The sequence below is a fragment of the Stenotrophomonas sp. 1278 genome, assembly GCF_029892765.1.
Taxonomy (GTDB): domain Bacteria; phylum Pseudomonadota; class Gammaproteobacteria; order Xanthomonadales; family Xanthomonadaceae; genus Stenotrophomonas; species Stenotrophomonas indicatrix.
On the sequence record NZ_JARXWD010000007.1, the window covers coordinates 126,668 to 151,332 of the forward strand.

The 24,665-nt window shown below is 67.3% G+C and carries 21 protein-coding genes and 3 tRNA genes; 10 read left to right on the plus strand and 14 right to left on the minus strand.

The genetic code is table 11. The annotated features are described in order from the left end of the window. Positions 1–147: 147 nt before the first annotated feature. The 5 genes from M2299_RS09320 to M2299_RS09340 all read right to left on the minus strand — a co-directional run bounded on the left by M2299_RS09320 (position 148) and on the right by M2299_RS09340 (position 3,577). Positions 148–1,938, minus strand: coding sequence for an acyl-CoA dehydrogenase C-terminal domain-containing protein (locus M2299_RS09320; protein WP_280884242.1), 1,791 nt, complete (start codon positions 1,936–1,938; stop codon positions 148–150). A 65-nt stretch (positions 1,939–2,003) separates the two neighbouring features. Continuing rightward, positions 2,004–2,480: an LEA type 2 family protein gene (locus tag M2299_RS09325; protein ID WP_099843134.1), complete on the minus strand. Its 477-nt coding sequence runs from the start codon at positions 2,478–2,480 to the stop codon at positions 2,004–2,006. 163 nt (positions 2,481–2,643) lie between these two features. Beyond that, a complete protein-coding gene (locus tag M2299_RS09330) occupies positions 2,644–3,210 on the minus strand; it encodes a lipocalin family protein (protein ID WP_025876343.1) in 567 nt (188 codons plus the stop codon). A 173-nt stretch (positions 3,211–3,383) separates the two neighbouring features. Next, positions 3,384–3,459 (minus strand) — tRNA-Phe (locus M2299_RS09335). Positions 3,460–3,501: 42 nt separating this feature from the next. Continuing rightward, positions 3,502–3,577 (minus strand) — tRNA-Phe (locus tag M2299_RS09340). Between the two features lie 337 nt (positions 3,578–3,914). Here M2299_RS09340 and M2299_RS09345 point away from each other — a divergent pair. Then, on the plus strand, positions 3,915–4,934 hold the full coding sequence (locus M2299_RS09345; RefSeq protein ID WP_280884243.1) for an NADP-dependent oxidoreductase: 1,020 nt from the start codon (positions 3,915–3,917) through the stop codon (positions 4,932–4,934). A gap of 9 nt (positions 4,935–4,943) precedes the next feature. On the opposite strand, the gene M2299_RS09350 is transcribed toward M2299_RS09345, so the two are convergent. Continuing rightward, the gene (locus M2299_RS09350) at positions 4,944–5,786 is read right to left on the minus strand and encodes a methylated-DNA--[protein]-cysteine S-methyltransferase (protein ID WP_280884244.1); all 843 of its coding nucleotides are present in this window, start codon (positions 5,784–5,786) and stop codon (positions 4,944–4,946) included. A gap of 132 nt (positions 5,787–5,918) precedes the next feature. On the opposite strand from M2299_RS09350, the gene M2299_RS09355 reads away from it, so the two are divergent. After that, positions 5,919–6,680: an SDR family oxidoreductase gene (locus tag M2299_RS09355; protein ID WP_025876348.1), complete on the plus strand. Its 762-nt coding sequence runs from the start codon at positions 5,919–5,921 to the stop codon at positions 6,678–6,680. Positions 6,681–6,686: 6 nt separating this feature from the next. Here the strand turns inward: M2299_RS09355 and M2299_RS09360 are convergent, their stop codons facing one another. Beyond that, complete coding sequence (locus M2299_RS09360) at positions 6,687–7,172, minus strand: hypothetical protein (RefSeq protein WP_280884245.1); 486 nt, start codon at positions 7,170–7,172, stop codon at positions 6,687–6,689. A 165-nt stretch (positions 7,173–7,337) separates the two neighbouring features. On the opposite strand from M2299_RS09360, the gene M2299_RS09365 reads away from it, so the two are divergent. After that, the gene (locus tag M2299_RS09365; RefSeq protein ID WP_162887676.1) at positions 7,338–7,511 is read left to right on the plus strand and encodes a hypothetical protein; all 174 of its coding nucleotides are present in this window, start codon (positions 7,338–7,340) and stop codon (positions 7,509–7,511) included. Positions 7,512–7,565: 54 nt separating this feature from the next. Here the strand turns inward: M2299_RS09365 and M2299_RS09370 are convergent. From M2299_RS09370 to M2299_RS09385, 4 genes are all read right to left on the minus strand, one after another. Continuing rightward, a tRNA-Ala gene (locus M2299_RS09370) sits at positions 7,566–7,641 on the minus strand. A gap of 134 nt (positions 7,642–7,775) precedes the next feature. Continuing rightward, the gene (locus tag M2299_RS09375) at positions 7,776–8,690 is read right to left on the minus strand and encodes an alpha/beta hydrolase (RefSeq protein ID WP_280884246.1); all 915 of its coding nucleotides are present in this window, start codon (positions 8,688–8,690) and stop codon (positions 7,776–7,778) included. After that, a complete protein-coding gene (locus M2299_RS09380) occupies positions 8,680–9,573 on the minus strand; it encodes an alpha/beta hydrolase (RefSeq protein WP_280884247.1) in 894 nt (297 codons plus the stop codon). Before M2299_RS09380 ends, M2299_RS09375 begins: the two co-directional genes overlap by 11 nt. Positions 9,574–9,593: 20 nt before the next feature. Continuing rightward, on the minus strand, positions 9,594–10,649 hold the full coding sequence (locus M2299_RS09385; protein ID WP_280884248.1) for a sugar phosphate isomerase/epimerase family protein: 1,056 nt from the start codon (positions 10,647–10,649) through the stop codon (positions 9,594–9,596). A gap of 101 nt (positions 10,650–10,750) precedes the next feature. Between M2299_RS09385 and M2299_RS09390 the strand changes: the two genes are divergently transcribed. Together M2299_RS09390 and M2299_RS09395 are read left to right on the plus strand one after the other, a co-directional pair. Then, a complete protein-coding gene (locus tag M2299_RS09390) occupies positions 10,751–11,341 on the plus strand; it encodes a TetR/AcrR family transcriptional regulator (RefSeq protein ID WP_025876357.1) in 591 nt (196 codons plus the stop codon). A 154-nt stretch (positions 11,342–11,495) separates the two neighbouring features. Beyond that, positions 11,496–13,826 carry a TonB-dependent receptor gene (locus tag M2299_RS09395; protein WP_280884249.1) on the plus strand — a complete coding sequence of 777 codons (2,331 nt, stop codon included), beginning with the start codon at positions 11,496–11,498 and terminating at the stop codon, positions 13,824–13,826. Between the two features lie 67 nt (positions 13,827–13,893). On the opposite strand, the gene rnd is transcribed toward M2299_RS09395, so the two are convergent. Next, positions 13,894–14,973 carry a ribonuclease D gene (gene rnd, locus M2299_RS09400; RefSeq protein ID WP_280884250.1) on the minus strand — a complete coding sequence of 360 codons (1,080 nt, stop codon included), beginning with the start codon at positions 14,971–14,973 and terminating at the stop codon, positions 13,894–13,896. Positions 14,974–15,057: 84 nt separating this feature from the next. Between rnd and M2299_RS09405 the strand changes: the two genes are divergently transcribed. Beyond that, positions 15,058–16,941 (plus strand): formylglycine-generating enzyme family protein, encoded by a 1,884-nt coding sequence (locus M2299_RS09405; RefSeq protein ID WP_280884251.1) that lies wholly within the window; start codon positions 15,058–15,060, stop codon positions 16,939–16,941. Positions 16,942–17,043: 102 nt separating this feature from the next. Then, positions 17,044–17,934: a M48 family metallopeptidase gene (locus M2299_RS09410; protein WP_280884252.1), complete on the plus strand. Its 891-nt coding sequence runs from the start codon at positions 17,044–17,046 to the stop codon at positions 17,932–17,934. Between the two features lie 571 nt (positions 17,935–18,505). On the opposite strand, the gene xseA is transcribed toward M2299_RS09410, so the two are convergent. Then, the gene (gene xseA, locus M2299_RS09415) at positions 18,506–19,846 is read right to left on the minus strand and encodes an exodeoxyribonuclease VII large subunit (RefSeq protein ID WP_032978676.1); all 1,341 of its coding nucleotides are present in this window, start codon (positions 19,844–19,846) and stop codon (positions 18,506–18,508) included. Between the two features lie 45 nt (positions 19,847–19,891). Next, complete coding sequence (queG, locus tag M2299_RS09420) at positions 19,892–20,962, minus strand: tRNA epoxyqueuosine(34) reductase QueG (RefSeq protein WP_059064679.1); 1,071 nt, start codon at positions 20,960–20,962, stop codon at positions 19,892–19,894. Positions 20,963–20,985: 23 nt separating this feature from the next. Between queG and M2299_RS09425 the strand changes: the two genes are divergently transcribed. From M2299_RS09425 to M2299_RS09435, 3 genes are all read left to right on the plus strand, one after another. After that, the gene (locus M2299_RS09425; RefSeq protein ID WP_280884253.1) at positions 20,986–22,470 is read left to right on the plus strand and encodes an NAD(P)H-hydrate dehydratase; all 1,485 of its coding nucleotides are present in this window, start codon (positions 20,986–20,988) and stop codon (positions 22,468–22,470) included. Further along, the gene (tsaE, locus tag M2299_RS09430; protein ID WP_025876369.1) at positions 22,467–22,949 is read left to right on the plus strand and encodes a tRNA (adenosine(37)-N6)-threonylcarbamoyltransferase complex ATPase subunit type 1 TsaE; all 483 of its coding nucleotides are present in this window, start codon (positions 22,467–22,469) and stop codon (positions 22,947–22,949) included. Before M2299_RS09425 ends, tsaE begins: the two co-directional genes overlap by 4 nt. An 82-nt stretch (positions 22,950–23,031) precedes the next feature. Further along, positions 23,032–24,609, plus strand: a complete 1,578-nt coding sequence (locus tag M2299_RS09435; RefSeq protein WP_280884254.1) for an N-acetylmuramoyl-L-alanine amidase — start codon at positions 23,032–23,034, stop codon at positions 24,607–24,609. Positions 24,610–24,665: the final 56 nt, after the last annotated feature.

The following is a 24,665-nucleotide window of genomic DNA, read 5'->3' on the forward strand; positions in this document are numbered from 1 at the left end:
GACGTACTTGCAGCGTCCCCCGCAATTGGACCCACCCCGCCATCCCGCAGGAAACCAGCTGTTGCTGTTGCTCCAGCTGTTGCGGTTGCCGGCCAGCGGCCGGCACTACCGTGGGTGCCGGGTGCCGGGTGCCGGCTGCGGCCCGGCTCAGGCGCCGAAGCGTTCGTCGTCCATTGCCATCAGCGGTGCGGCACCTGCCTGGATGGCGGCGGCGTGGCTGAGGGTGCGCGGCAGCACGCGGGCGAAGTAGAAACGTGCGGTCTCGCGCTTGCCCTGCGCGAATGCTGCGCCGTGTGTGCTGGCATCGGCGGCGGCAACGCTGCGGGCCCACCAGTAGGCCAGCACCACATAACCCGAATAGAACAGGTAGTCGTAGCTCGCTGCGCCCAGTTCGTCCGGATTGGCGGCCGAACGCTGCAGCACGTCCATCGTCAGCTTGCCCCACTCGGCGGCCTTGGCGCGCAGCGGGCCGATGAACTCGGCCAGGCTCTCGTTGCCTTCATTCGCCTTGGCGAACGCCTCGATCTCGGCCAGCATCAGCTTCAGGCCAGCGCCCTGGCTGGACGCGGTCTTGCGGCCGATCAGGTCCAGCGCCTGGATGCCGGTGGTGCCTTCATACAGCGTGGTGATGCGGGCATCGCGGGCCAGCTGTTCCATGCCGTGCTCGCGGATGTAGCCGTGGCCGCCGAAGCACTGCAGGGCGTTGTAGGTGTTCTCGATGCCCCATTCGGTCTGGCAGGCCTTGGAGATCGGGGTCAGGAAGCTCACCAGGGTGTCAGCGCGCTCGCGTTCACCGGCATCTTCCGCATGGTGGGCGACGTCGATCAGGGTGGCCGCATGCAGGGCCAGCAGGCGGCTGCCTTCCACCAGCGACTTGATGGTCAGCAGCATGCGGCGCACGTCCGGATGCACCAGGATCGGGTCGGCCGGCTTGTCCGGGAACTTGGCGCCGCTGAGCGAACGCGACTGCAGGCGCTCACGGCTGTACTTCAGCGCGTTCTGGTAGGCGCGCTCGGACAGGCCGATGCCCTGCAGGCCGACACCCAGGCGAGCAGTGTTCATCATGGTGAACATCGCCTGCAGGCCCTTGTGCGGCTGGCCGACCAGGTAGCCCTGGGCGCCATCGAAATTCATCACGCAGGTGACCGAGCCCTTGATGCCCATCTTGTGCTCGATCGAGCCGCACCGCAGCGCGTTGCGCTCACCGACGTTGCCGTCGCGGTCGACCTTGAACTTCGGGGTGACGAACAGCGAGATACCCTTGGCGCCCGGGGGAGCATCGGGCAGCTTGGCCAGCACCAGGTGCACGATGTTGCCGGTCAGGTCGTGCTCGCCGGCGGTGATGAAGATCTTGGTGCCGGTGATCGAATAGCTGCCATCGGCGTTCGGCTCGGCCTTGGTCTTGAGCAGGCCCAGGTCGGTGCCGCAATGCGGCTCGGTCAGGCACATGGTGCCGGTCCAGCGGCCCTCGATCAGCGGCTTCAGGAAGGCCTCGTGCTGCCAGGCTTCGCCATGCTGCTTCAGTGCTTCGATGGCGCCGTGCGACAGCAGCGGGAAGTTGCCCCAGGCCAGGTTGGCGGCGTTGATCATTTCATTGAGCGGCACGCCCAGCGTGTGCGGCAGGCCCTGGCCGCCCAGTTCCGGCGATGCGGTCAGGCCGGTCCAGCCGCCGTCGACGAACTGGTCGTAGGCCTGCTTGAAGCCGGGTGGCGTGGTCACTTCGCCGCTGGCCTGGTCGAGCACGCAGCCGATCTCGTCGCCCACGCTGTTGAGCGGGGCCAGCACGCTGGCGCTGAAGCGGCCGGCTTCTTCCAGCACGGCATCGACGACATCGGCGGTGGCGTCGGTGAAGCCAAGACGGGCGAACAGCGGCTCGACCTTCAGCACATCGTGCAGGCCGAAACGAAGGTCGGAAAGCGGGGCGGTGTAGCTGCTCATCGGTGCGTCTCGATTTGATCAGTAACAGGGGGAGCGGCGCGATGCGTCGCGGCGGAAAGCGGAGATCAGCGCAGCACGCCGGGCAGGCCCGGGGCCTGGTTGAGCGTGCTGCGGCTGTTGATATCGAAGGTGCGCTGCTTCTTTTCCTGCGGCGTGGCCGACACCGTGCCCTTCAGGCTGTAGGCGAGGGTGCGGTTGCTGGCCAGTGCGTCGGCGATCACCAGGCGCGCGGCCGGGCTGGGCTTGAAGTTGACGTTGATGACATCGGCAGAGACGCCGCCGATGGAGATACCCGGCTTGGCCGACAGCGGGCCGGCCTCGGTGTCGCCGATGGTCAGGGTCAGTGCGACGTCGTCGAAACTCATCGGCATCGAACTGTAGTTCTGCAGGCGCAGAGCGACAGTCCAGTCACCATTGGCCTGCACGGTCAGCTGCTGCAGGCTCGCGGCCGGTTCCGAAACACGCTTGACGATGCCATCGCCGCAAGCGACCAGGGCCAGGGTGCACAGGACGATCAAGACGGTACGGAAGCGGTGGAACATGGGCGCAGGTCCTCTGAAGGCGGTGCGTGGGATAAGCATACTACGGCGTATGGTGGAAAGGGTCGCCCGCGGCGACCGGCCACAGAGGGTAGCGTGTGAAGATGCACGCGAGGCGTGCGCGATGCTGGATTGCGGACGTTGCGTGCGCCGGTTGGGCGGCGCCTCAGTCGGCGGGCGCGTCGCGCACGGGCGCGTCGTGCACGGGCGCCATCAGACGCAGCGGCGCCAGGTCGTAGCCCATCGCTTGCGCCTTCGCCTTGAGCTGGTCGAACAGGGCGCGGTCCATCTCCGGCAGGCGCGCGAGGATCCACAGATACCTGCGGCCGGGCTCACCGACCATTGCCCACTGGTAGTCCGGGTCCAGCGCGATCACCCAGTAGTCGGCCCAGACCAGAGGCACCCAGCTCAGCCAGTCGGGAACGAAGCGTACCTGCAGCTGGCCGGGCTGCCCCGCAACGGGCCGCGCCACACCCTCGGCGACAATCCGCTCGCCATCGGCCTTGCGGCAGGCGTTGGTGACGCTGATCCGGCCATCGCGGCGCAGCCCGTAGTTGGCAGTGATCTCGCCCACGCACTGCTTCTGGAACGACACCGGCAGATGTGCGATCTCGTGCCACTGGCCGGCATAGCGATCGATGTCCAGTTCGCTGACCGCGCGCACGGGCTCGGCAGCGAGTGCCGGTGCGGCGAAAAGCAGCAGGCAGGCGAGCAGGGCAGGGTGCAAGCGCATTGGTCGGCTCCGGGCAGGAGTCTGGAGCGTAGGTTGCGAAGCACGCGGAGGTGTGAATGTTTCGTCAACCCACGTGCCGCGTCCGTGCAGGATCGGTGCGGCGCGATCCATGTCGTGCGTGGAAGGAACGTCACGGACAAAAAAAGACCTGCATTTCTGCAGGTCTTTGAACATGGTGGCCGAGGACGGAATCGAACCGCCGACACGGGGATTTTCAATCCCCTGCTCTACCAACTGAGCTACTCGGCCATGTAGAAAAAAAAGACCCGCATTTCTGCAGGTCTTCGAAAGTGGTGGCCGAGGACGGAATCGAACCGCCGACACGGGGATTTTCAATCCCCTGCTCTACCAACTGAGCTACTCGGCCACTTGTTTCGTTGCAGCGATGTCGCTGCCGAGGACGCGCATATTACGGACGTAGGACAGGTTCGGCAAGCGTTTTGGAAAAAAACCTTCACATTGGTGTCTGCGGCCAGCGGAAGTACCTGCAAGTGGTTGATCCTGCGTTGAGCCGGCCTGACCGGGAATGCCGGACGCGGAAAACAGCGGCCCGTCGCTGGCGCCAAAGGTGACGGGGCAAGCGATGCAGCGGCGGAGTGGGGAAGGCACCGATGGAACGCTGTTTTCATGGCACCCACGAGGGCAGGGCGCGGCGTACTGTCGCGGTTCCTCTCCCGACGCTGCCCGCAGCAGAGCCATTGGACATGTCCGATTCAACCACCCGCATCGTGCTTGCCTCGCGCCCCCAAGGTGCGCCGGTCGCCGCCAATTTCCGCCTCGAACAGGTGCCGCTGCCGGCATTGGCCCCGGGCCAGGTGCTGCTGCGCAACCGCTACCTGTCGTTGGATCCGTACATGCGCGGACGCATGGACGATGGCCCGTCGTACGCACCGCCGGTGGCAGTGGATGCGGTGATGGAGGGCCAGACCGTGGCCGAGGTGCTGCAGTCGCAGGCGCCTGGCCTGGCGGTGGGCGAACTGGTGCTGGCCCCCGGCGGCTGGCAGACGCATGCCGTGGTGGCGGGTGATGCGATCAGCCGGCGCCTGGATCCGGCCGGGCTGCCGCTGAGCACAGCGTTGGGCGTGTACGGCATGCCGGGGTTCACCGCGTACTCCAGCCTGATCGAAATCGGCAAGCTGCAACCCGGCGAGACCCTGGTGGTGGCCGCTGCCAGTGGACCGGTTGGCGCCACCGTGGCCCAGTTGGCCAAGCTGCAGGGCGCGCGGGTGGTTGCCATCGCCGGCGGCGAGGCCAAGCGTGCCTATCTGGAAACACTGGGTGTGGACGTGGCGCTGGACCATCGCGCCTCTGGTTTTGCCGAACAGCTGCGCGCTGCCGTGCCGGATGGCATCGACGTGTACTTCGAGAACGTGGGTGGTCATGTGCTCGATGCCGTGCTGCCGCTGCTCAATGATTTCGCGCGCATTCCGGTGTGCGGCACCATCGCCACCTACAACGCCCGCGGCGTCGCGCAGCCCGGACCGGATCGGCTGCCGGCGCTGTTCAGCCAGATCCTGCGCCAGCGCCTGACCGTGCGTGGCTTCATCGTGCATGACTTCAAGCATCTGTGGCCGGATTTCGAGCGCGACCTGCCGCAGTGGCTGCGCGATGGACGCATCCAGTATCGCGAGGACGTCGTGCAGGGCCTGGAAAATGCACCCGAAGCCTTCTTCGGCCTGTTGCAGGGGCGCAACTTCGGCAAGCTGGTGGTGAAGCTGGATTGAGCGACCGCGTCAGCGACGGGTCATCTTTTCCCGCCGCAGCAGTTCGCGCTTGCGTTCCACGCCCCAGGCATAGCCGGACAGATCTCCGTCGCGCCGCACCACGCGGTGGCAGGGCACCGCCACTGCGAGAGGATTGCTGGCACAGGCGCGGGCTACCGCGCGACTGGCACGCGGCGCGCCGATGCGCGCTGCGATGTCGGCGTAGGACGCGGTCTGCCCGTGCGGAATGCGCTGCAGTGCCTGCCATACCCGCTGCTGGAAGGCGGTGCCACGGATATCCAGCGGCAGCGCGGTGCCGCGCGCGGGCTCTTCGACCAGGCCGATGACCTGGGCGATGAGATGTTCGTAACCCCGGTCAGCACCCACCAGTTCAGCTTGCCGAAAGCGCTGCTGCAGGGAGTGCAGCAACGCTTCTGGATCATCGCCCAGCAGGATCGCGACCACGCCGGTGCTGCTGCTTGCCACCAGTACGCTGCCCAGCGTGCTCTGTGCAATCGCGAATCGGATGACCTCGCCGCCGCCACCCGCGCGCCAGCGCTTGGGTGTCATCCCCAACAGGCGGGGTGCATTTTCGTAGAAGCGTCCGCTGGAACCGAATCCCGCCTCGTGGAAGGCATCGGTGATCCGGTCCTGGCGCTCCAGTCCTTCGCGCAGGCGGTCGGCCCGCAGGGCAGTGGCGTACTGCTTCGGCGTCACGCCGGTGGCCTGCTTGAACAGGCGATGCAGGCGGGACGGGCTGCAGCCCGCGATGTCGGCCAGTTCCTGCAGCGACGGTTCGTCAACGCTGGTCTGCAGATGACGGCAGACCCGTTCAATACGGGCATCCAGAGCGATATCGGCGGTGCTGTCCATGTCGTGATTCTGGCATGCACCAGGGCAGTGGAAACTCCGTTTCCTGCACCCACCGGCCGGGTCTGGAAACGGAGTGTCGGCGTGGCCATGCAGGCGCATTGTTGCGGGCACATCCCAACCCGGAGCACATCCATGCGGCTGCACGACAAGATCATCCTCATCACCGGCGCCAGCGCCGGCATTGGCCGCGCCAGCGCGCTGCGTTTCGCTGCTGAGGGCGCGCGACTGGTCCTCAATGCGCGGCGCCCACAGCCGCTTCATGAACTGGCTGCGCAGATCCGCGCAAGCGGCGGCGAAGTGGCCGTGCATGCGGGTGACGTGGCCGATGCTGCCACCGCGCAGGTGCTGGTCGATCTGGCCCAACAGTCATTTGGCGGATTGGATGCCGCCATCAACAACGCCGGCATGCTCGGCCCCAGCCTGCCCACCGCAGAGCTCCCTGCCGATGCCTGGCGCGAGGTGGTGGCCACCAACCTGGATGCCGCTTTCCATGCCGCGCGCGCGCAGTTGCCGGCATTGCTGGCACGCGGCGGTGGCTCGCTGGTGTTCGTCGGCACGTTCGTCGGCCACACCGTGGGATTCCCGGGCATGGCGGCCTATGCAGCGAGCAAGGCCGGGCTGATCGGCCTGAGCCAGGTGATCGCCGCCGAGTACGGTGCGCGCGGCGTACGCAGCAACGTGCTGCTGCCCGGTGGCACCGACACCGAAATGGGCCGGCAGGCCGCGCCCACGGGCGATGCGCGTGATTTCGTGCGCTCGCTGCACGCCCTCAAGCGCATGGCTGAGCCGGAGGAGATCGCCAACGCGGCGTTGTTCCTTGCCAGCGATGAAAGCAGTTTCGTCACTGGCAGCGCGATGCGTGTCGAGGGAGGAGTGTCGATTACCCGCACCTGAGCATGCTCACCGGCGTGGCCGGTAGCGGATGCCGCTGCTGGCCATGAACCCCTTCGGATCGAAACCGGCCCAGGCCTCGCCCCAGTCGAAGCGGGCGTGCCCACCGGTCAGCGTCCGCCCCAGTGCCGCGCCGAGCGTGCGCTTCATGAAGGCGACCTCGGCGTCGATGGCCGCCTGGGTTGGCCAGCTATCCAGCAGCTCTGCACCAGGCAGTTCGACGCCCATCGTCACCATGTCCAGTTGCTGGCCGTGGAAGCACAGGCTGATGCCTGCGCGGGCGCCGCCTAGGCTCAGCCCCTGCAGGCTCAGCCACAGATAGCCTGTGCCGACGTTGCGTTCGCCGTGGATCCACGCGGCAAACGCGATGCGCGCCTGGTCCAGTGACAGCGCGGGGCCGATCCGGGTCGGCAGATTGCCGATCTGGATGCGTCCATCGGCGGCGTCGATGGTCATTGGCGTTGCTGGCGAAGCGGACTGCGCACGAGAGGGCATGGCATATTCCGATAAACATGATGCTTTCTGATTCTGGGGGGTGAGCCGATTGCGGTCGCAAGGCCGAGGCTGCACACGGTGTTGGCGCCGGAATGACCTGCGGCTCACGCCCCACGCTCTAGCGTGGCCGGGAGCATCGGTCCCCCGCCGATGACGGAGCTTTCGATGAGCGAGCGCGACAAGGACCAGGCTGACCCCAAGCAGGGCGTGCAGGAAAGCCGGCAGGACAAGCAGCAGGATGAAGTGGCCAAGCAGCGTCCCGGCCAGCAGGACCAGAAGGTGCGCGATGCACATTCGCGTGCACCAGCGCGCAAGGACGGCGGGCAGGACCCGGCCTGAGCGGCTGGCCAGAACAGAAAGCCCCGGCAGTGCCGGGGCTTTCTGTTTTTCATATGGTGGAGCCAAGGAGGATCGAACTCCTGACCTCGTCATTGCGAACGACGCGCTCTCCCAGCTGAGCTATGGCCCCATGGGGGTGTTGCATCCCGTGGGCAGCGGAGCTGGCGCCACGTGACGGCCCTAGCATAGCGCTGGCCGGTGCCGGCTGCAAAGGGGCGGGCCGGACACAGCGGCGCAGGTGCTCTGCGCCGCTGCAGGCCTGGCTCAGGGCAGCAGGGCCGCCGCGCGCTGGATCGCGATGTCGGTCGCCGCCGACACACCATGCAGGTGGATGCAGGCGTGGATCATCCCCGGCAGGCGCTCCAGCGTGCAGTCCACACCCGCTTCCCGCAGGTTGGCGGCGTACTGTTCAGCTTCGTCGCGCAGCGGATCGAACTCACAGCTCAGCACCGTGGCCGTCGGCAGGCCACGCAGATCGCGGGCGTGCAGGGGCGAAGCCAGCGCCTGTCGGCGGTCACTGTCGCCGAGGTAGGCCTGCCAGCAGCGCTGCATCAGTTCAGCGCTGAGGTAGTAGCCGTCGGCGAACTCGCGGTAGGAGCCGCTGGCCATGGTGGCATCCAGTGCCGGGTACAGCAGCAGTTGATGCGATGGCAACGGCAGCCCCTGATCGCGCAGCAGCAGGCAGCATGCGGCGGCGAGATTGCCGCCGGCGCTGTCGCCGCCGATGACCAGACGCGCTGGATCAAGACCCAGCGCGGCGGCATGGGCCCGCAGCCACAGCCAGGCATCGGCGACGTCGTGCAGCGGCGTCGGGAACGGATGCTCCGGCGCCAGGCGATAGCCGACGGCAGCGACGACATGGCCGCTGGCATTGGCCAGGGCCCGGCAGGGGTCGTCATAGACCGCCAGCGAGCACTGGAACCAACCACCGCCGTGGGCGAACAACAGGGCAGGGCGCAGCTCGGTGCCGTTGGCTGCGGGCGTATACAGGCGCACGACGAGCGCATGGCCGTCGCGCGCGCTGATGACGTGCTCCACGACATGCGATACCGCCTCGGTGGCACCCTGCAGCGTGGGCAGCGCCTGTTCGCTGAGTGCACGCAGTTCCAGCAGATCGTCTGGCAGTGGTTGCGCCGCCACCGCATCCACGAACGATTGCAACGCGGGTTCAAGCGGCATGGTCAGCCTCCTGCAGGAACGGCAGCAGCTGGGCGAGGAAGGCGTCCGGTGCCTCTTCCATGATGAAGTGGCCACACCCCGGCACGACGCTGCCGCGCAGGTCATCGGCGTGCGGCTGCAGGGTCAGCATCGGGGCATTGCCGGTGGCGTGCTCGGCGCCGATGGCCAGCACCGGCATCGTCAACCGGCGTTGTGCGCGGAGCTGGTTCTGGCGGATGGTTTCCGGAATCGAACGGTACCAGGCAAAGCCTGCACGCAACGCGCCGGGGCGGCTGTAGGCGGCGATATAGGTTTCGCTGGCCACCGCATCGCGCCGGTACGACCAGCGGTCGAACATGAAGTCCAGGTAGGCACGTTCGCGACCGGTGATGAGGGCCTCGGGCAGATCGGCCACCTGGTTGAACATGAAGTGCCACAGGAAGATGTTGTCGGCCGGCGCGGCGAAGATGCCCGGCTCAGGCGCCAACCCGGGAATCACCGCCTCGGTCACGGCCAGGCGCTGCACCGCCTGCGGCTGGTCGCTGGCCAATGCATAGGCGATCCACATGCCGATGTCATGGCCGACCACCTGATAGCACTCGTGGCCCAGCGCCTGCATGGTCTGGTGCAGTACTGCGGCGGCGCTGCCGGTGTCGTAGCCGTGCGCAGGGCGATCGGATTCGCCGATGCCGGGCGGGTCGACCGCGATCGCTTCGAAGCCGGCCTCGGCCAGCGCATGCAGCACGTGGCGCCAGGCGAACCAGGTCTGCGGCCAGCCGGGAATCAACAGCACCGGTTGACCGCTGCCGGCGGAGACGCAATGCACGCGCTGGCCGTCGATGCGCAGGTAGTGGTGGCGCAGGGTGTCGTCGCCGGGGGTACCAGCGGTGGAAAAATTCGTCATGGGGATGTTCCTGTGGGGGCTCAGGCGATGCCGAGCATGTGCTGCATCTGGGCGCTGCTGATCGGCGCGCCGGCGAAGTCGTCGAAGATCTTGTCGGTGACCGGGATGATGTGGTCGCGGATGAAGGCGGCACCTTCGCGCGCACCGGCTTCCTGGTCCTTCAGGCAGCACTCCCATTCCAGCGTTGCCCAGCCGGCGTAGTCGTACTGCGCCAACTTGGAGAAGATCGACTTGAAATCGACCTGGCCATCGCCCAGCGAGCGGAAGCGGCCCGCGCGTTCGGTCCAGTCGGCGTAGCCACCGTAGATGCCCTGGCGGCCATTGGGACGGAACTCCGCATCCTTGACGTGGAACATGCGGATCAGCGGATGGTAGATGTCCAGAAACTGCAGGTAATCCAGCTGCTGCAGCACGAAGTGGCTGGGATCGAACAGGATGCGGCAGCGCTCGTGCTGGCCCACACGCTCGAAGAAGCGTTCGAAGCTGGTGCCATCGTGCAGGTCTTCGCTGGGATGGATTTCGTAGCAGAGGTTGATGCCGTTGTCCCCGCAGGTATCGAGGATCGGCCGCCAGCGGCGTGCCAGCTCATCGAATGCGGCATCGATCAGGCCCGGCGGACGCTGCGGGAAGGGGAACAGGTAGGGCCAGGCGAACGCGCCGGAGAAGGTGCCCATGTCCTGCAGCCCGAGCCGGCGCGAGGCGCGGGCGGCCAGATGCAGCTGCTGCTGTGCCCATTCTCTGCGTGCCTGCGGGTTGCCGCGAAGTGCTTCCGGTGCGAAACCATCGCACAGCTCATCGTAGGCCGGATGCACCGCCACCAGCTGGCCCAGGATGTGGGTGGTCAGCTCGCTGACCTGCAGGCCGTGCTCGGCCAGGGTGCCACGCAGGTCATCGCAGTAGTCCTGGCTGTCGGCGGCGGTGGCCAGGTCGAACAGGCGCGCGTCCCATGCCGGAATCTGCAGGGCCTTGAAACCATGACCGGCCGCCCAGGCGGCGATGCCGGACAGGCTGTCGAACGGCGCCTGGTCGCCAGCGAACTGCGCCAGATGCAGGCTGGGGCCTTTGAGGGTTTGCATGTGTTGCTCCAATTGTTTGTCGGTCGACAAAGAATAGGCGCGTGCATCGGGATGGTCAACACCCGCGTTACACTGCGCGCCTCAGAACGGCAGGCAGGCAGATGGCAGGGCGACCGCGCGAATTCGACAGGGACCAGGCATTGCGCAAGGCGATGCTGCTGTTCTGGCAGCACGGCTATGAGGGCACCTCGATGTCGGCCCTGGTCGAAGCGCTTGGCATTGCCTCGGCGCGCATCTACGCCGCGTTCGGCAGCAAGGAGCAGCTGTTCCGCGAAGCGGTGGCGCTGTACGAGGAAGGCGAGGGCGGCTTCGCGCCGCGCGCGCTGGAGCAGGCGTCACTGCGCGATGCGATCGGCAGCATGCTGCGGGATGCCGTGTTGACCTACACCCGTCGCGGTCGTCCGCATGGCTGCCTGGTAGTGTCCTCGGCCAGCAGCGTGTCACCGGATGGCGAGGGCGTACGCGACTGGCTGGCCAGCCACCGCCGCCAGCGCACGGCGGCGATCATCGCGCGGCTGCAGCAGGCGCAGGCGGCTGGCGAGCTGGCGGCCGATCTATCCGTGCAGGCGCTGGGCGATCATTTCGCCACGGTGCTGCATGGCATCTCGGTGCAGGCGCGAGACGGCATCAGCCGCGAACGCCTGCTGGCGATGGTCGAGGTCGCGCTGGCGCCGTTACCGCAGCACGGCTGAGGCGGGGACTGTGCCGAAAGCGGCCTGATCCCCCTGCTGCCCAGCGGCGCAACGAAATTGTAACAATTTGGAGGATAATGGCCGCTTGCGCAGTTTTCCTCCTATTTGCCGCCCGGTCAGCGCAGGCCGCACGGACGCCTCCTCAGAGCTTTCGATGCCTTCCCATTCCGATTCCCGCCGTTCGTCGGGCATGTCGTCCTCCTTCGTTTCCTTCCGTCGCCATCCGCTGGCTCTGGCCTGTGCAGGCCTGGCGCTGGCTGCCAGCTTCGGTGCTGCCGCGCAGGACAGTGCACCGACCCCGACCGGGCTGGACACCATCACCGTGACCGCCGAGCACCGCGAGCAGAACCTGCAGGAAGTGCCGGTGTCGGTAGGCGTGGTGCAGGGCGAGCGCATGCGCGACTTCACCGCCGGCGGCGACGACACCCTGCTGGCGCTGTCCGGCCGCGTGCCGAGCCTGTATGCGGAAACCACCACCGGCCGCATCTTCCCGCGCTTCTACATCCGCGGCCTGGGCAACATCGATTTCTACCTGGGTGCCTCGCAGCCGGTCTCGATCATCCAGGACGACGTCGTGCTGGAGCACGTGGTGCTGAAGTCCAACCCGGTCTATGACGTGGACCAGGTGGAAGTGCTGCGCGGTCCGCAGGGCTCGCTGTTCGGTCGCAACACCACCGCCGGCATCGTCAAGTTCGACACCCTCAAGCCGACCCAGGACTACAGCGGTCGCGTCAGCGCCAGCTATGCCTCCTACAACAGCGTGTCGATCGACGGTGGCTTCGGCGGCCCGATCAACGACATCGCTTCGTTCCGCGTGTCGGCGCTGTACCAGCACCGCGACGACTACGTCGACAACACCTACACCGGCCCCAGCGCCGACGGCACGGTCAGCCCGAAGAAGAACGCCATGGGCGGCTTCGACGACCGCAACGTGCGTGCGCAGCTGCTGCTGACCCCCAGCGACGAGTTCTCGATCCTTGCTTCGGCCCACGCCCGCGACTACGAAGGCACCTCGACCCTGTTCCTGCGCAACGCACTGACCAAGGGCTCGAACAAGACCGACGTGCCGCGTGACCAGGTCGCCTACGACGAGGCCGACAACAACCCGCAGGCGTACAAGACCTACGGCGGTTCGGTGAAGGCGCGTTATGACTTCGGCGCGATCGACTTCACCTCGATCACCGCTTACGAGACCACTTCCGGCTACAGCCGCGGTGACACCGACGGCGGCGCTGCGGTCAACTTCCCGGTCAATGGCGTGCCGAACGGCTACGGCCAGTCGATGGGCCAGATCCGTGACCTGGACCAGTGGACCCAGGAGTTCCGCCTGGCCAGCCATGACGACAGCGCCCTGCAGTGGCAGGCCGGTGCGTTCTACTTCAACGGCAGCGACACCACCGACTTCTACCAGCGCGCCTGGTTCCTGAAGGGCGCTGCGCGCAACCCGAACAACTGGGTGCGCCTGCGCAACAAGAACACCTCCTGGGCCGGTTTCGGCCAGCTCAGCTACGCCTTCACCGACAAGTTCACCGTCACCGCCGGCCTGCGCCAGACCCGCGATGAGAAGCACACCCGCCTGCTGAAGACGGCCGATACCGCTGCCGGCCTGGTCACCTACAAGGGCCGCACCGACGTCAAGATGACCGACACCACCCCGAGCTGGGATCTGAGCGCGATGTATCAGATCACCCCGGACGTGAGCGTCTATGCGAAGGTCGCCCGCGGCTTCCGTGGCCCGACCATCCAGGGCCGTTCGGCGGTGTTCAATGCCGACTTCACCACCGCCGATTCGGAGACGATCCTGTCGTGGGAAGCGGGCGTGAAGAGCAGCCTGTGGGACAACCGCCTGCGCCTGAACGCCACCGCGTTCACCTACGCCGTCAACGACATCCAGCTCAACGGCAACGATTCGGACGGCAACGGCGTGCTGTTCAACGCAGACAAGGCCAAGGCCTACGGCTTCGAAGCGGACATGGAGCTGCGCCCGATCCAGAACCTGACCCTGAGCGCCGGCCTGAGCCTGCTGCACAGCGAGATCAAGGACAAGCGCGTCTACGCGCAGGTCTGCGGCCTGAACGGCCAGGTGGTGTGCACGGTGAACGATCCGACCATCAAGGTCGGTGCCAACACCTTCGCGCAGATCGATGGCAACCCGCTGCCGAACGCGCCGAAGTACAACATCAACCTGGCAGCGCGTTACGACTTCCCGGTCAGCGACGCGGCCACGATGTTCGTGTCCACCGACTGGAACAAGCAGGGCTACACCAGCTTCGTGCTGTACGACAGCAAGGAGTTCAACTCCAAGGGTGATTTCGAGGGTGGCCTGAAGATCGGCTACTCGGGCAACTACGGTGCCTACGAAGTGGCGCTGTTCGCGCGCAACATCACCAACGAGAAGAACCTCAAGGGTGTGATCGAGAACTACATGGCCGCGGTCTACAACGAACCGCGCACCGTGGGTGTTTCGTTGAACATGAACTGGTAAGCACTACCGGTTGGAGTATCGAAAACGGCGCTCATCGAGCGCCGTTTTTCGTTGTCCGCCCGGTTCCTCAGACTGCGGGCAACAACGCCTGCAACCGCGGCTCCAGTTCCTGCTGGCGCCAGCCGGCCAGTGCAGCCGGCCACTGCTGATGCTCCAGATAGCTTTCCAGATGCTTGCGTGAGGCCAGCACGCCGTCGGCCAGGCCGAGCTCGCGGCTGCGTTCGGCCACCGCATCCTGCAGCTTCTTCAGCAGCTGCTTGCTGGCATCGCTGGCCTGCATCGCCAACGGCGCATCGGCTTCGTCGGCCAGCGGCGTGTCCAGCGCCTGCCATACCGCAGCGGCCAGCTTGCGCGGCGCCTTCGGGAACTGTTCGAACAGCTTGCTCACTGCAGCGGCATCGGCTGGCGGGGTGCGTGCCAGGGTGGCGGCCAGTTCGTTGTCCAGGATCCAGCTGCGCGGGCGGTCGCTGGCGCGCGCCTGCACGTCGCGCCAACGCAGCAGGCGCAGCAGGCGGCGCTGCGCGGGCGCGTCCAGGAACTGCGCCGAGCGCATGCCCAGGTGGGGCCAGCGGTCTTCGTCATTTGCCACGCTGGCCAGCAGGCGCTCGCCATCGTCGTGCAGCCACTGCTGGCGCCCCAGCGCTTCCAGCTTGGCGGAGATGGCGTCGTGCATCGCGAACAGATGCTCGACGTCGTCGGCGGCGTACTTCAGCTGGGAGTCCGACAACGGCCTGCGCATCCAGTCAGAGCGGGTTTCGCCCTTCTCCAGTGCCACGCCGGTGATCTCCTGCACCAGCTTCTGGTAGCCCATGCCAGCACCGATGCCAGCCAGCGCGGCGCCGATCTGGGTGTCGAACAACGGACGCGGCAGCACGCCACAGGTCCACTTGAACGCCACCAGGTCTTCGCTGGCGCTATGCATCACCTTGGTGATGGATTCATCGGCCAGCCACGGCGCCAAGGCCTCGGGCATTCCGGGAATCAACGGGTCGATCAGCAGGATGTCCTGGCCGACGGCCATCTGCACCAGCGCCAGCTGTGGCCAGAAGGTGCGTTCACGGATGAATTCGGTATCCAGGCCGATGCGGGTCGGCCGCTGCTGGCGGTATGTGTCCAGCTCGGCGGGGGTGGTGATCCAGGTTGCCACGTGTCAGGGCCTACTACTCGGGTTTGCTCAGGCAGGGGAGAATAGCCTAACGTCGGTCCGCATCCGTGCCGAAGGAGCCCCTGCTTGCGTTTTCTGCTGTCGCCCGCGCTGTTTACCGCCTTGGCCGTGAGCCTGGCCGGTTGCACGCCGTCGCCCCCTGCGCAGACCGCCGGTGCCACCGCAGCCCAGCCGGCCGATGCCGCACCAGAGGGCGGTCCGGCGCGTGGTACCGGGCGGGGCACGGTGACCATTGCCGGTGACGACGCGGCCGAGGACATCCAGCAGTGGACGCCGCCGCGGGTTGATCGCCAGGGACGTACGCTGGCACAGCTGCGCCGGGCTGCCGACCAGGCATTCGCGCGGGGGCATCTGTATGAAGACGGCGATGCGGCCGTGCCCCTGTGGCTGGCAGTGCAGGAGGAGGAACCCGACGATCGGCAGGCGCGCCTGGGCCTGCAACGCGCGAAACAGAAGCTGCAGCAGCAGGCCGATGCGTTGCTGCAGCAGCCATTGCAGCAGCGTGAAGCGCTGGCTGAAGCCGGGCGCCAGGCGCTGGTGCTGCTGACCCTGGCGCCGAAGGACGAGAAGGTGCGCGCGCTGCAGGGGCGGGTCGAGACCGCGCAGCGTGTGGTCGCCTACAACCGCGCGGGCGAAGAGGATCTGCGTGCCGACCGTATCGGCGAAGCGGGGGATGGTGCGATTGGCAACTTCCGTGAGGCACTTGCGCTGGACCCGGCGAATCGTCGCGCGCGGCAGGGCCTGGCAGCTGCGGAAAGTGGGCTGATCCGGCGTGCCGAGGATGCCGCGCGTATCCGCGATTTCGCCAGTGCCGGCGCGTGGTTGGCAGAAGCCAGCAAGGTGCGGGACTCGTCACCGACCATCGCCGATGCGTTCGAGCGCATCGAGCAGATCCGTGCAGCGGCACTGGTCCAGCTGCGCGATGGCGGCCTGCATGATCTGACCACCCCGCAGGGGCTGAAGCCTGCGCGCGAGAAGCTGGCCGAAGCGCTGCGCATTGCCTTGCCGGGCGACGCGGTGGTGGCGCAGCTGCGCGAACGCATCGAACTGGCCACCCATTACGGCAGCTTCCGGCCGGGGCAGGTGTTCAGCGATGCGCTGCGTGATGGCGGCCGTGGACCGCAGATGATCGTGGTGCCGCATGGCGGATTCCAGATGGGCGCCAGTGATACCGAACCGGGCGCAACCGACGCAGAGCGGCCATCCCACTATGTGCGTTTCGAGCGAGGGTACGCGATGGCGATCACCGAGATCACCGTGGGTGACTTCGAGCGCTATGTGAAGGCGACCAATGCCCGCCCACGTGCGACCCGGCGTGGACATTCGGTGGTCTATGACGAGCGCAGCGGCAATTTCATCCGTCGCAGCGGCGTGGACTGGCGGTCCGACTATGACGGCGGGCGGGCACTGGGCAATTCGCCGGTGATGCACGTGAGCGTTCGTGATGCCGAGAACTACGCGAACTGGCTGTCCGAACAGACCGGCCGCAGCTACCGCCTGCCCAGCGAGGCCGAGTTCGAGTACGCGATGCGTGCCGGCAGCAGTGGCCGCTACCCGTGGGGCGATGCCGGGCTGCCACCGGAAGGCAGTGGCAATTACACCGGCAGCAAGGATGTTTCGCCTTCGGGCAGGCATTGGCACAACGCCTTCGTCGGCTATGGCGATGGTTGGTGGGGACCGGCCCCGGTCGCCAGTTTCCAGGCCAACGCCTTCGGGCTGCATGACATGGGCGGCAATCTGAGCGAGTGGGTGGCCGATTGCTGGCATGCCAGCTATCGGCGCGCGCCGGCTGATGGTGTGGCGTGGTTCAACCCGGGCTGCCGTTCACGGGTGATCCGGGGTGGCAACTGGGCCAATGCGCCGGAGCAGACCCGGGCGGCGTGGCGGCAATCGCAGGATTCGGATACCACCAACGCGCGCATCGGCTTCCGACTGGTGCGAGGGATCTGACGGGCACGACTGGATCGGCGCCGGTTTCACCCGCCGCAGGCAGCGCCGCACTAAGATTGCGCCGTACCCGCCGGCCGGCGGGGTCAGCCGGAAGACCAGCCGATGCGCAACGATCCTTTTTCCCGCTCGCCGCAGCAGCGGCGTGGCCTGTTCGGCAACATCCGCTGGTGGGTGCTGCTGCTGGCCGCCGGCTACGCGGCGTTCTACTGGTTCTCCAACCGTGCGGTCGACCCCTATACCGGCGAGAAGGTGCTGATCGACAGCAGCCTGGACGCCAGCCAGGAGAAGGCGCTGGGCCTGCAGGCCTACCAGCAGATCCTGTCGCAGGAGCGCCCTTTGGGCCCGGATGAACAGGTCTCGCGGGACGTCCGGGCGATTGCCGAGCGACTGATCGCCAAAGTGGATGTTGTCGAAACCGCGCTGGCGCAGGAACACGGGCTGCAGCCGGCACACTTCGCACGCGACTTCGAGTGGGAAGTGAACGTGATTCCGTCCGAGCAGGCCAATGCCTTCTGCCTGCCCGGTGGCAAGATGGCGGTCTACACGGGGCTGATTCCGGTGGCGCGCACCCGCGATGCGATGGCGGTGGTGATGGGCCATGAGATCGCCCACGCATTGCTGCGCCATGGTGCACAGCGCATGGCCCAGCAGAAGCTGACCCAGATCGGCCAGGTAGCCGGCGCCGCCAGTGGCATGGATGCGCAGCAGCAACAGATGATGATGTCGGCGATGGGCTATGGGTACCTGTTGCCGTATGCACGCAGCCACGAGACGCAGGCCGATGAAGTGGGCCTGATGCTGGCGGCCGCGGCGTGCTTCGACCCGGGCGAGGCGGTGCCGCTGTGGCAGCGCATGGGCCAGGCCGGTGGTGGCCAGTCGCCGCCGGAGTTCGCCTCGACCCACCCCAATCCGGGTACCCGTATCCAGAACCTGCAGGCGTTGATGCCGAAGGCACTGGAGTATCGGCAGAAGTTCTGCGAGCAGGCCAGGTAAAGGGTGGTTCGGCAGGGCTGCGCCCTGCACCTGCCGAAGCGGTAGTGCCGGCCGCTGGCCGGCAACCTCAACAGCAAAAGCTGGCTTCCTGTGGGATGGCGGGGTGGGTCCGGTTGCGGGGGACGCCGTGAACCCGTCCATGGGGGCTTGGCAGCCGCATCCATGCGGCTGACACCCCCGCAACCGGACCCACCCCGCCTTCGACAGATTTCGCGATCTGTCGGAACGGCATGGCCTGCCCTTGGTGGGTGTCGACCTTGGTCGACACGGTAGATCCACGCCATGCGTGGATGCATTTCGATCAATTGTCGAAATATTCGATCTCGATGGAGATTCATTCACGCGTGGCATGGATGTACCAACCGCCACCGGGAAACTCTCGAAGGCGGGGTGGGTCCGGTTGCGGGGGCCTGAGCGCCATGGATGGCGCGACCGAGCTTACATGGACGTACTTGCAGCGTCCCCCGCAACCGGGCCCACCCCGCCATCCCTCAGGAAACCCGCTTCTGCCGTTGCTTCGGCTGTTGCCGTTGCTTCTGCGGGTGCAGGGCGCAGCCCTGCCGAACACCCCTTACTTGACCGCAGTCACTTGTACGTCGATCACGCCGTCGCCGACCCGGGCCTGCAGTGCGTCACCCGGTTGTACCTGCTCGATCCGGCGCACCAGCGCGCCATCGTCTGCACGGGTCACGATGCTGTAGCCACGCGCGACGGTCGCCAGCGGACTGACCGCTTCCAGCGAACGTGCAAGGCCACGCAGGCGCAGCGCATCACGCTGCAGCAGGCGCTGCAGCGCCGCTTGTGGGCGCCCGCCCAACGCGGCAAGGCGACGTCGCAGCGCCTCCATCTGCCGCTGCGGATGATGGCCCCGCAACACTGCGGCAGCGTGGCGCAAACGGGCTGCGCGACGCTCCTGCTGCTGGTTGTGCGCCGCATGCAAGCGACGTCCGAGGTCCAGCTGACGACGGCGCAGCAGATCCAGTCGTGCCTGCGGACTCTGTGCGTTCAAGCGCAGCAGGGCGCGATCAGCGCGCTGCATGGCCTGCTGCATGGCGTGGCGTTGCAGCTGCACCATGCGAGCCGCGTTGCGGCGCAGGCGCAGGGCCAGGTCGCGCTGATCGGGTACCAGCAGTTCCGCGGCCACCGATGGCGTAGGCGCGCGCAGGTCAGCAGCGAAATCGCTGAGACTGAAGTCGGTTTCGTGACCCACCGCCGAGACCACCGGCGTGCCGCTGGCGGCGATTGCGCGGGCCAGCGCTTCATCGTTGAAGGCCCACAGGTCTTCCAGCGAGCCACCACCACGGGTCAGCAGGATCACGTCGTAGCGACCGCTGGCATCGGCGGCCTGCAGCAGGCGGGTGATCTGTGCGGCAGCGGTTGCGCCCTGTACCAGGGTCGGCAGCAGATCCACTTCCAGCAACGGGAAGCGGCGGCCGAGCACGCTCAGCACATCGCGCACAGCGGCACCGGTGGGCGAGGTGATCACCGCCAGGCGCTGCACGTGGGCCGGCATCTGCCGCTTGCGGGCCGGGTCGAACAGTCCCTCGGCCTCCAGCCGCGCCTTCAGTTCCTCGAACGCGCGACGCAGCGCGCCTTCGCCGGCTTCCTCCATGTGGTCCAGCACCATCTGGTACTCGCCACGGGCGTCGTACAGGGTCACCTTGCCGCGCACCAGCACGCGCATGCCCTCGCGCGGCACGAACTTCAGGTACTGCGCCTTCATCCTGAACATCGCAGCGCGCAACTGTGCACGCGCGTCCTTCAGGGTGAAATACAGATGGCCGGACGCCGGCCGCGCCACGCTGCCCAGTTCGGCTTCCACCCAGATCGCCGGGAAGCTGCCTTCCAGCAGGTCGCGCGCCAGGGTGTTGAGCTGGCTGGGGGTGAAGACGTCGTTGTTGCGTGGCTGCATGGTGACGGCGTGGGGCAGATGGAGCAGGGGGCTCAGGATCGCACGTCAGCGCTGGCCGTGCTGGGCCAGTGCCCATTGCACGTGTTCGCGGACTACGGGTGAAGCAGCCTCGGCGCGCGTCTGCAGCGCCGACAGCGTCTCTGCCGTGGTTGGCGCATTGCCCAGCGCCACGGCGATGTTGCGCAGCCAGCGCTCATGGCCACTGCGGCGGATCGGGCTGCCTTCGGTACGGCGCAGGAATTCAGCTTCGTCCCAGGCGAACAACTGGTCCAGGCGTGCGGTGTCCAGGTTGTTGCGGGCGCGGAAGTCAGCTTCGTCGGTGCGCTTGGCGAACTTGTTCCAGGGGCAGACCAGCTGGCAGTCGTCGCAGCCATAGATGCGGTTGCCGATCAGCGGTCGCATCTCCACTGGAATCGCACCGTCATGCTCGATGGTCAGGTAGGAGATGCAGCGGCGCGCATCCAGCCGCTGCGGGGCGGTGATGGCCTGGGTCGGGCAGACGTCGATGCAGCGCGTACAGGTGCCGCAGTGCGCGCTGGCCGGCGTGTCGATCGGCAGCGGCAGGTCGATGTAGATCTCGCCGATGAAGAACCACGAGCCGCCGTGGCGGTCGATCAGGCAGGTGTGCTTGCCGATCCAGCCCAGCCCCGCGTTGCGTGCCAGCGCGCGTTCCAGCACTGGCGCCGAATCGACGAAGACGCGGTAGCCCAGCGGCGCCACCTCATCGTTGATCTGCGTGGCCAGCTTCTGCAGGCGGTTGCGCATCAGCTTGTGGTAATCGCGGCCTAGCGCGTAGCGGGCGACGTAGGCGCGCCCCGGATCGGCCAGGGTCGCCCACGCTTCGGTGTCGTCCCTGTGGCTGTAGTCCATGCCCACCGAGATCACCCGCACGGTGCCGGGAAGCAGTTCTGCCGGGCGCGCGCGCAGGGTGCCGTGGCGTGCCATCCAGTCCATCGTGCCGTACAGGCCCTGGCCCAGCCAGTCGGCCAGGTGCGCCTCGTCCTCGCCCAGTTCGATGCCGGCGATACCGCAGCGCTGGAAGCCATGCGCGCGCGCCAGATCGCGGATGCGCTGTACGGCCAGGGCCGGATCGAGGGGGGCAGGGACGGGGGACATGTGCACCAGTATAAAATCCCCGCATGGCCAACCTCGCCGATCTGTTCGATTCCCGTGCCGCACGCACACTCGATGCCCAGGCCTCCGCGCTGGATGGCGATGGTGGCTGGGGCCTGATGGCCCAGGCGGGCCAGGCGGCCTGGCAGAGCCTGCTGCAGCACTGGCCGCAGGCGCGGCGGATCGGCGTGGTGGTTGGCAGCGGCAACAATGGCGGCGATGGCTATGTGCTGGCCTGTCATGCGCTGCAGGCCGGGAGGCAGGTGCAGCTGATCGCGCTGCCGGGCAGCCCACCTTCCACGGCGTTGGCGCAGCGCGCCGCAGCGGATTTCAGGTCCGCGGGCGGCACCGTCACTGATTTCAACGGCGAACTGGCCCAGGCCGATATATGGGTCGATGCCCTGTTCGGCCTTGGCTTCTCCAGGGCACCAGAGGGCGCGGCACTGGCCTTGATCGAGGCGCTGAACGCGCAGCAGGCGCCGGTGTTGGCGTTGGACGTACCCAGCGGTGTCGACGCCGACCATGGCTGCGTGCCGGGCGCAGCCGTACGCGCGGCCCTGACAGTGCAGTTCATCGTCGCCCACCGCGGCCTGTACACCGGCGATGCACTGGAATACACCGGGCGCAGGCACCTGGCACCACTGGCGCTGGCCGATGCGGCCTGGCAGGGTGTCGTCGCTGCTGCAGAGTGCTGGACGCAGTCGCGCCTGCCTGATCTGCTGCCGCCGCGCCGTGCCAACAGCCACAAGGGTGAATCCGGCCACGTGCTGTGCGTGGGCGGCAACCATGGCAGCGGCGGTGCCATCGCGATGGCCGCCGAAGCTGCGCTGCGCGCTGGCGCGGGCCTGCTGAGCATCGGCACCCGCCGCGACCATGTCGGCCCGCTGCTGGCGAGGTTGCCTGAAGCGATGACGCACGCGCTGGAAGATGGCTCAGCGCTGCCGGCGTTGCTGGCAAAAGCCAGGGTGGTGGCGATCGGCCCGGGCCTGGGCCAGGACGAATGGGCGCGCGCGCTGTATGCGCGTGTGCTGCAGTCAGGCCTGCCGCTTGTGATCGACGCCGATGCGTTGAACCTGCTGGCGCAGGATGCACATGCGCTGCCCGATGCGATCCTGACCCCGCACCCCGGCGAAGCCGCGCGCCTGCTGGAAACCACCACGGCGGCAGTCCAGGCCGATCGCTATGCCAGCGCGCAGGCGCTGGCCGAGCGCTATCACGCAGTGGTGGTGCTGAAGGGAGCGGGCAGCGTCGTCGCCGCGCCCGGCCACGCACCGCGACTGATTGCGGCCGGCAACCCGGGAATGGCGGTGGGTGGCATGGGTGACCTGTTGACCGGCATCATCGCCAGCCTGCGAGCGCAGGGCCTGCCTGCGTTCGATGCGGCGGCAGGCGGTGCGCTGCTGCATGCCCTGGCCGGCGATGTCGCCGCCGCCGACGGTGCCCGCGGCCTGCTTCCCACTGATCTGCTGGCGCCCCTGCGGCGGCTGGCCAACCCGGAACGTTCCCGATGACCGAATTCTTCCTTGCCGACAGCAACGCCACCGAACTGCTGGGGCAATGGCTGGCAGCCACCCGTCCGCCGCAGGCGCTGGTCGAGCTGCGCGGTGATCTTGGCGCCGGCAAATCGACCACGGCGCGCGCGCTGTTGCGAGCGCTGGGCGTGCAGGGGGCGATCCGCAGCCCCACCTATACCCTGGTCGAGCGCTATCCGTTGTCCAGTGGCGGCGAGGCCTGGCACATGGACCTGTATCGCATCGGCCAGGCCGGCGAGCTGGATTTCCTCGGGCTGGACGAGGGCAGTGCCGTGCTGTGGCTGGTCGAATGGCCGGAGCGCGGTGCCGGTGCGCTGCCGCCAACCGATCTGGTGGTCGCACTGGAGATTGAAGGTCAGGGGCGTCGCGTGCGTCTCACTGGCATCAGCGACACGGGGCGTGAATGGCTGCAGCGGCTTCCCGAAGGTGGCGACTTGCAGGCCCTTTCTGTCGGCTGACGAGAACAAACACCGGCAGGTTACGGATTATTAAGGAAAAAGGTGTTGCATTCCGTTCAGTGCGGTGATTGAATCCTGAGTCATGCGCCCGGGGAATCGACTCATTGCCATCTGTGCCGCCGTCGGACTTGGTCTGGCGAGCGTCAGTGCGTGGGCCGGTGAGGTCCGCCAGGTACTGCTCAATACCGGTGCGACCGGAACCCGCGCGGAAATCGCCCTGGTCGGCAGTGGTGGCTACAAGACCCTGTCGCTGGCCGGCCCGAACCGGCTGGTGGTCGATTTCCCTGATTCCAGCGCGGTGCGCAACCTGAAGATGCCGTCGCCGCAGGGCGTGGTGACTGCGGTGCGCACCGGGCAGCCGGTGCCGGGCACTTTCCGTGTCGTATTCGACCTGGCCGAGACGGTCGCCCCCTTCCGCCCGCAGATGCAGCGCGAAGGCAATGAATCCAAGCTGGTGATCGAGTGGCCGGGCGATGGCCCGGCCGTGGCCGCCAGTCGCCCCGCGCCGACGCCTGCGCAGCCGCAGCCGCCAGCGCCGTCTTCGGTGAGTCCGGCTCCGGTCCCGGGCCCGACCCCGGCACAAACCGCACAGTCCCGTGGTGATGCCGCGCGAGCCACTGCGCTGTTGACCGCGCAGGTCCAGCAGCAGGCCAGTGCCAGCGCTGCGGCACCCGCCGCGCCGACGCCGGCACCCAGCACCACCCCGGTGCAGATGGCGGCAGCAGGCACCACCGCCAGCAGCACCCCGACGTCGTCGCCGGCAGCCATCCTGGCTGGACAGGCCGCCACTGCAGTTGTGGCCACCCAGCCGAAACCGGTGCCGACACCTGTTGCGCCGACCGAGTCGCCGCGTCCGACCATGCCCAGCGATGCCTCGCGCATCCGCATGCAGCCTGGCATGCGTCACCTGGTGGTGGCGATCGATCCGGGCCATGGCGGTCAGGATCCGGGCGCCATCGGCCCGACCGGCAAGCGCGAGAAGGATGTCACCCTGGCGGTGGCGCGTGAACTGGCCCGCCAGGTCAACGCTACGCCTGGCCTGAAAGCCTTCCTCACCCGCGACAGCGATGTGTTCATCCCGCTGCCGATGCGTGCGCAGAAGGCGCGTGCGAACAAGGCCGACATCTTCATTTCGATTCATGCCGACGCTGCCGAAAACCGCTCGGCCACTGGTTCGTCGGTGTATGTGCTGTCGACCAAGGGTGCGTCCTCGCAGCGTGCCCGCTGGCTGGCGGACAAGGAAAACGCCGCCGATCTGGTCGGTGGCGTGCGCCTGCAGCAGACCGAAGGCACGCTGGCCAACGTTCTGCTGGACCTGGCCCAGAGCGGTTACATGAAATCCTCCGAGGACGCAGCCGGGCACGTGCTGGGCGGCCTGAAGCGTATCGGCAACAACCACAAGCCGAACATCGAGCGCGCCAACTTCGCCGTGCTGCGCACTTCGGACATGCCGGCGATGCTGGTGGAAACCGCGTTCATCTCCAACCCGGATGAAGAGCGCCGCCTGATCGACCCGGCCTACCAGCGCAAGGTCGCCGGTGCGGTGCTGGATGGCGTGCACACCTTCTTCAGCCGCCAACCGCCGCCGGGCACGTTGTACGCCGCGCGCGCGCAGGCCGAGATCGACGCTGCAAGCACCGTGGCGGGCGGCAGCAAGTAACCCGCTGGATCGCCTGCTTCCGCTGAAGCCAGGCCATGCCTGGCTGGCGCCGCGTA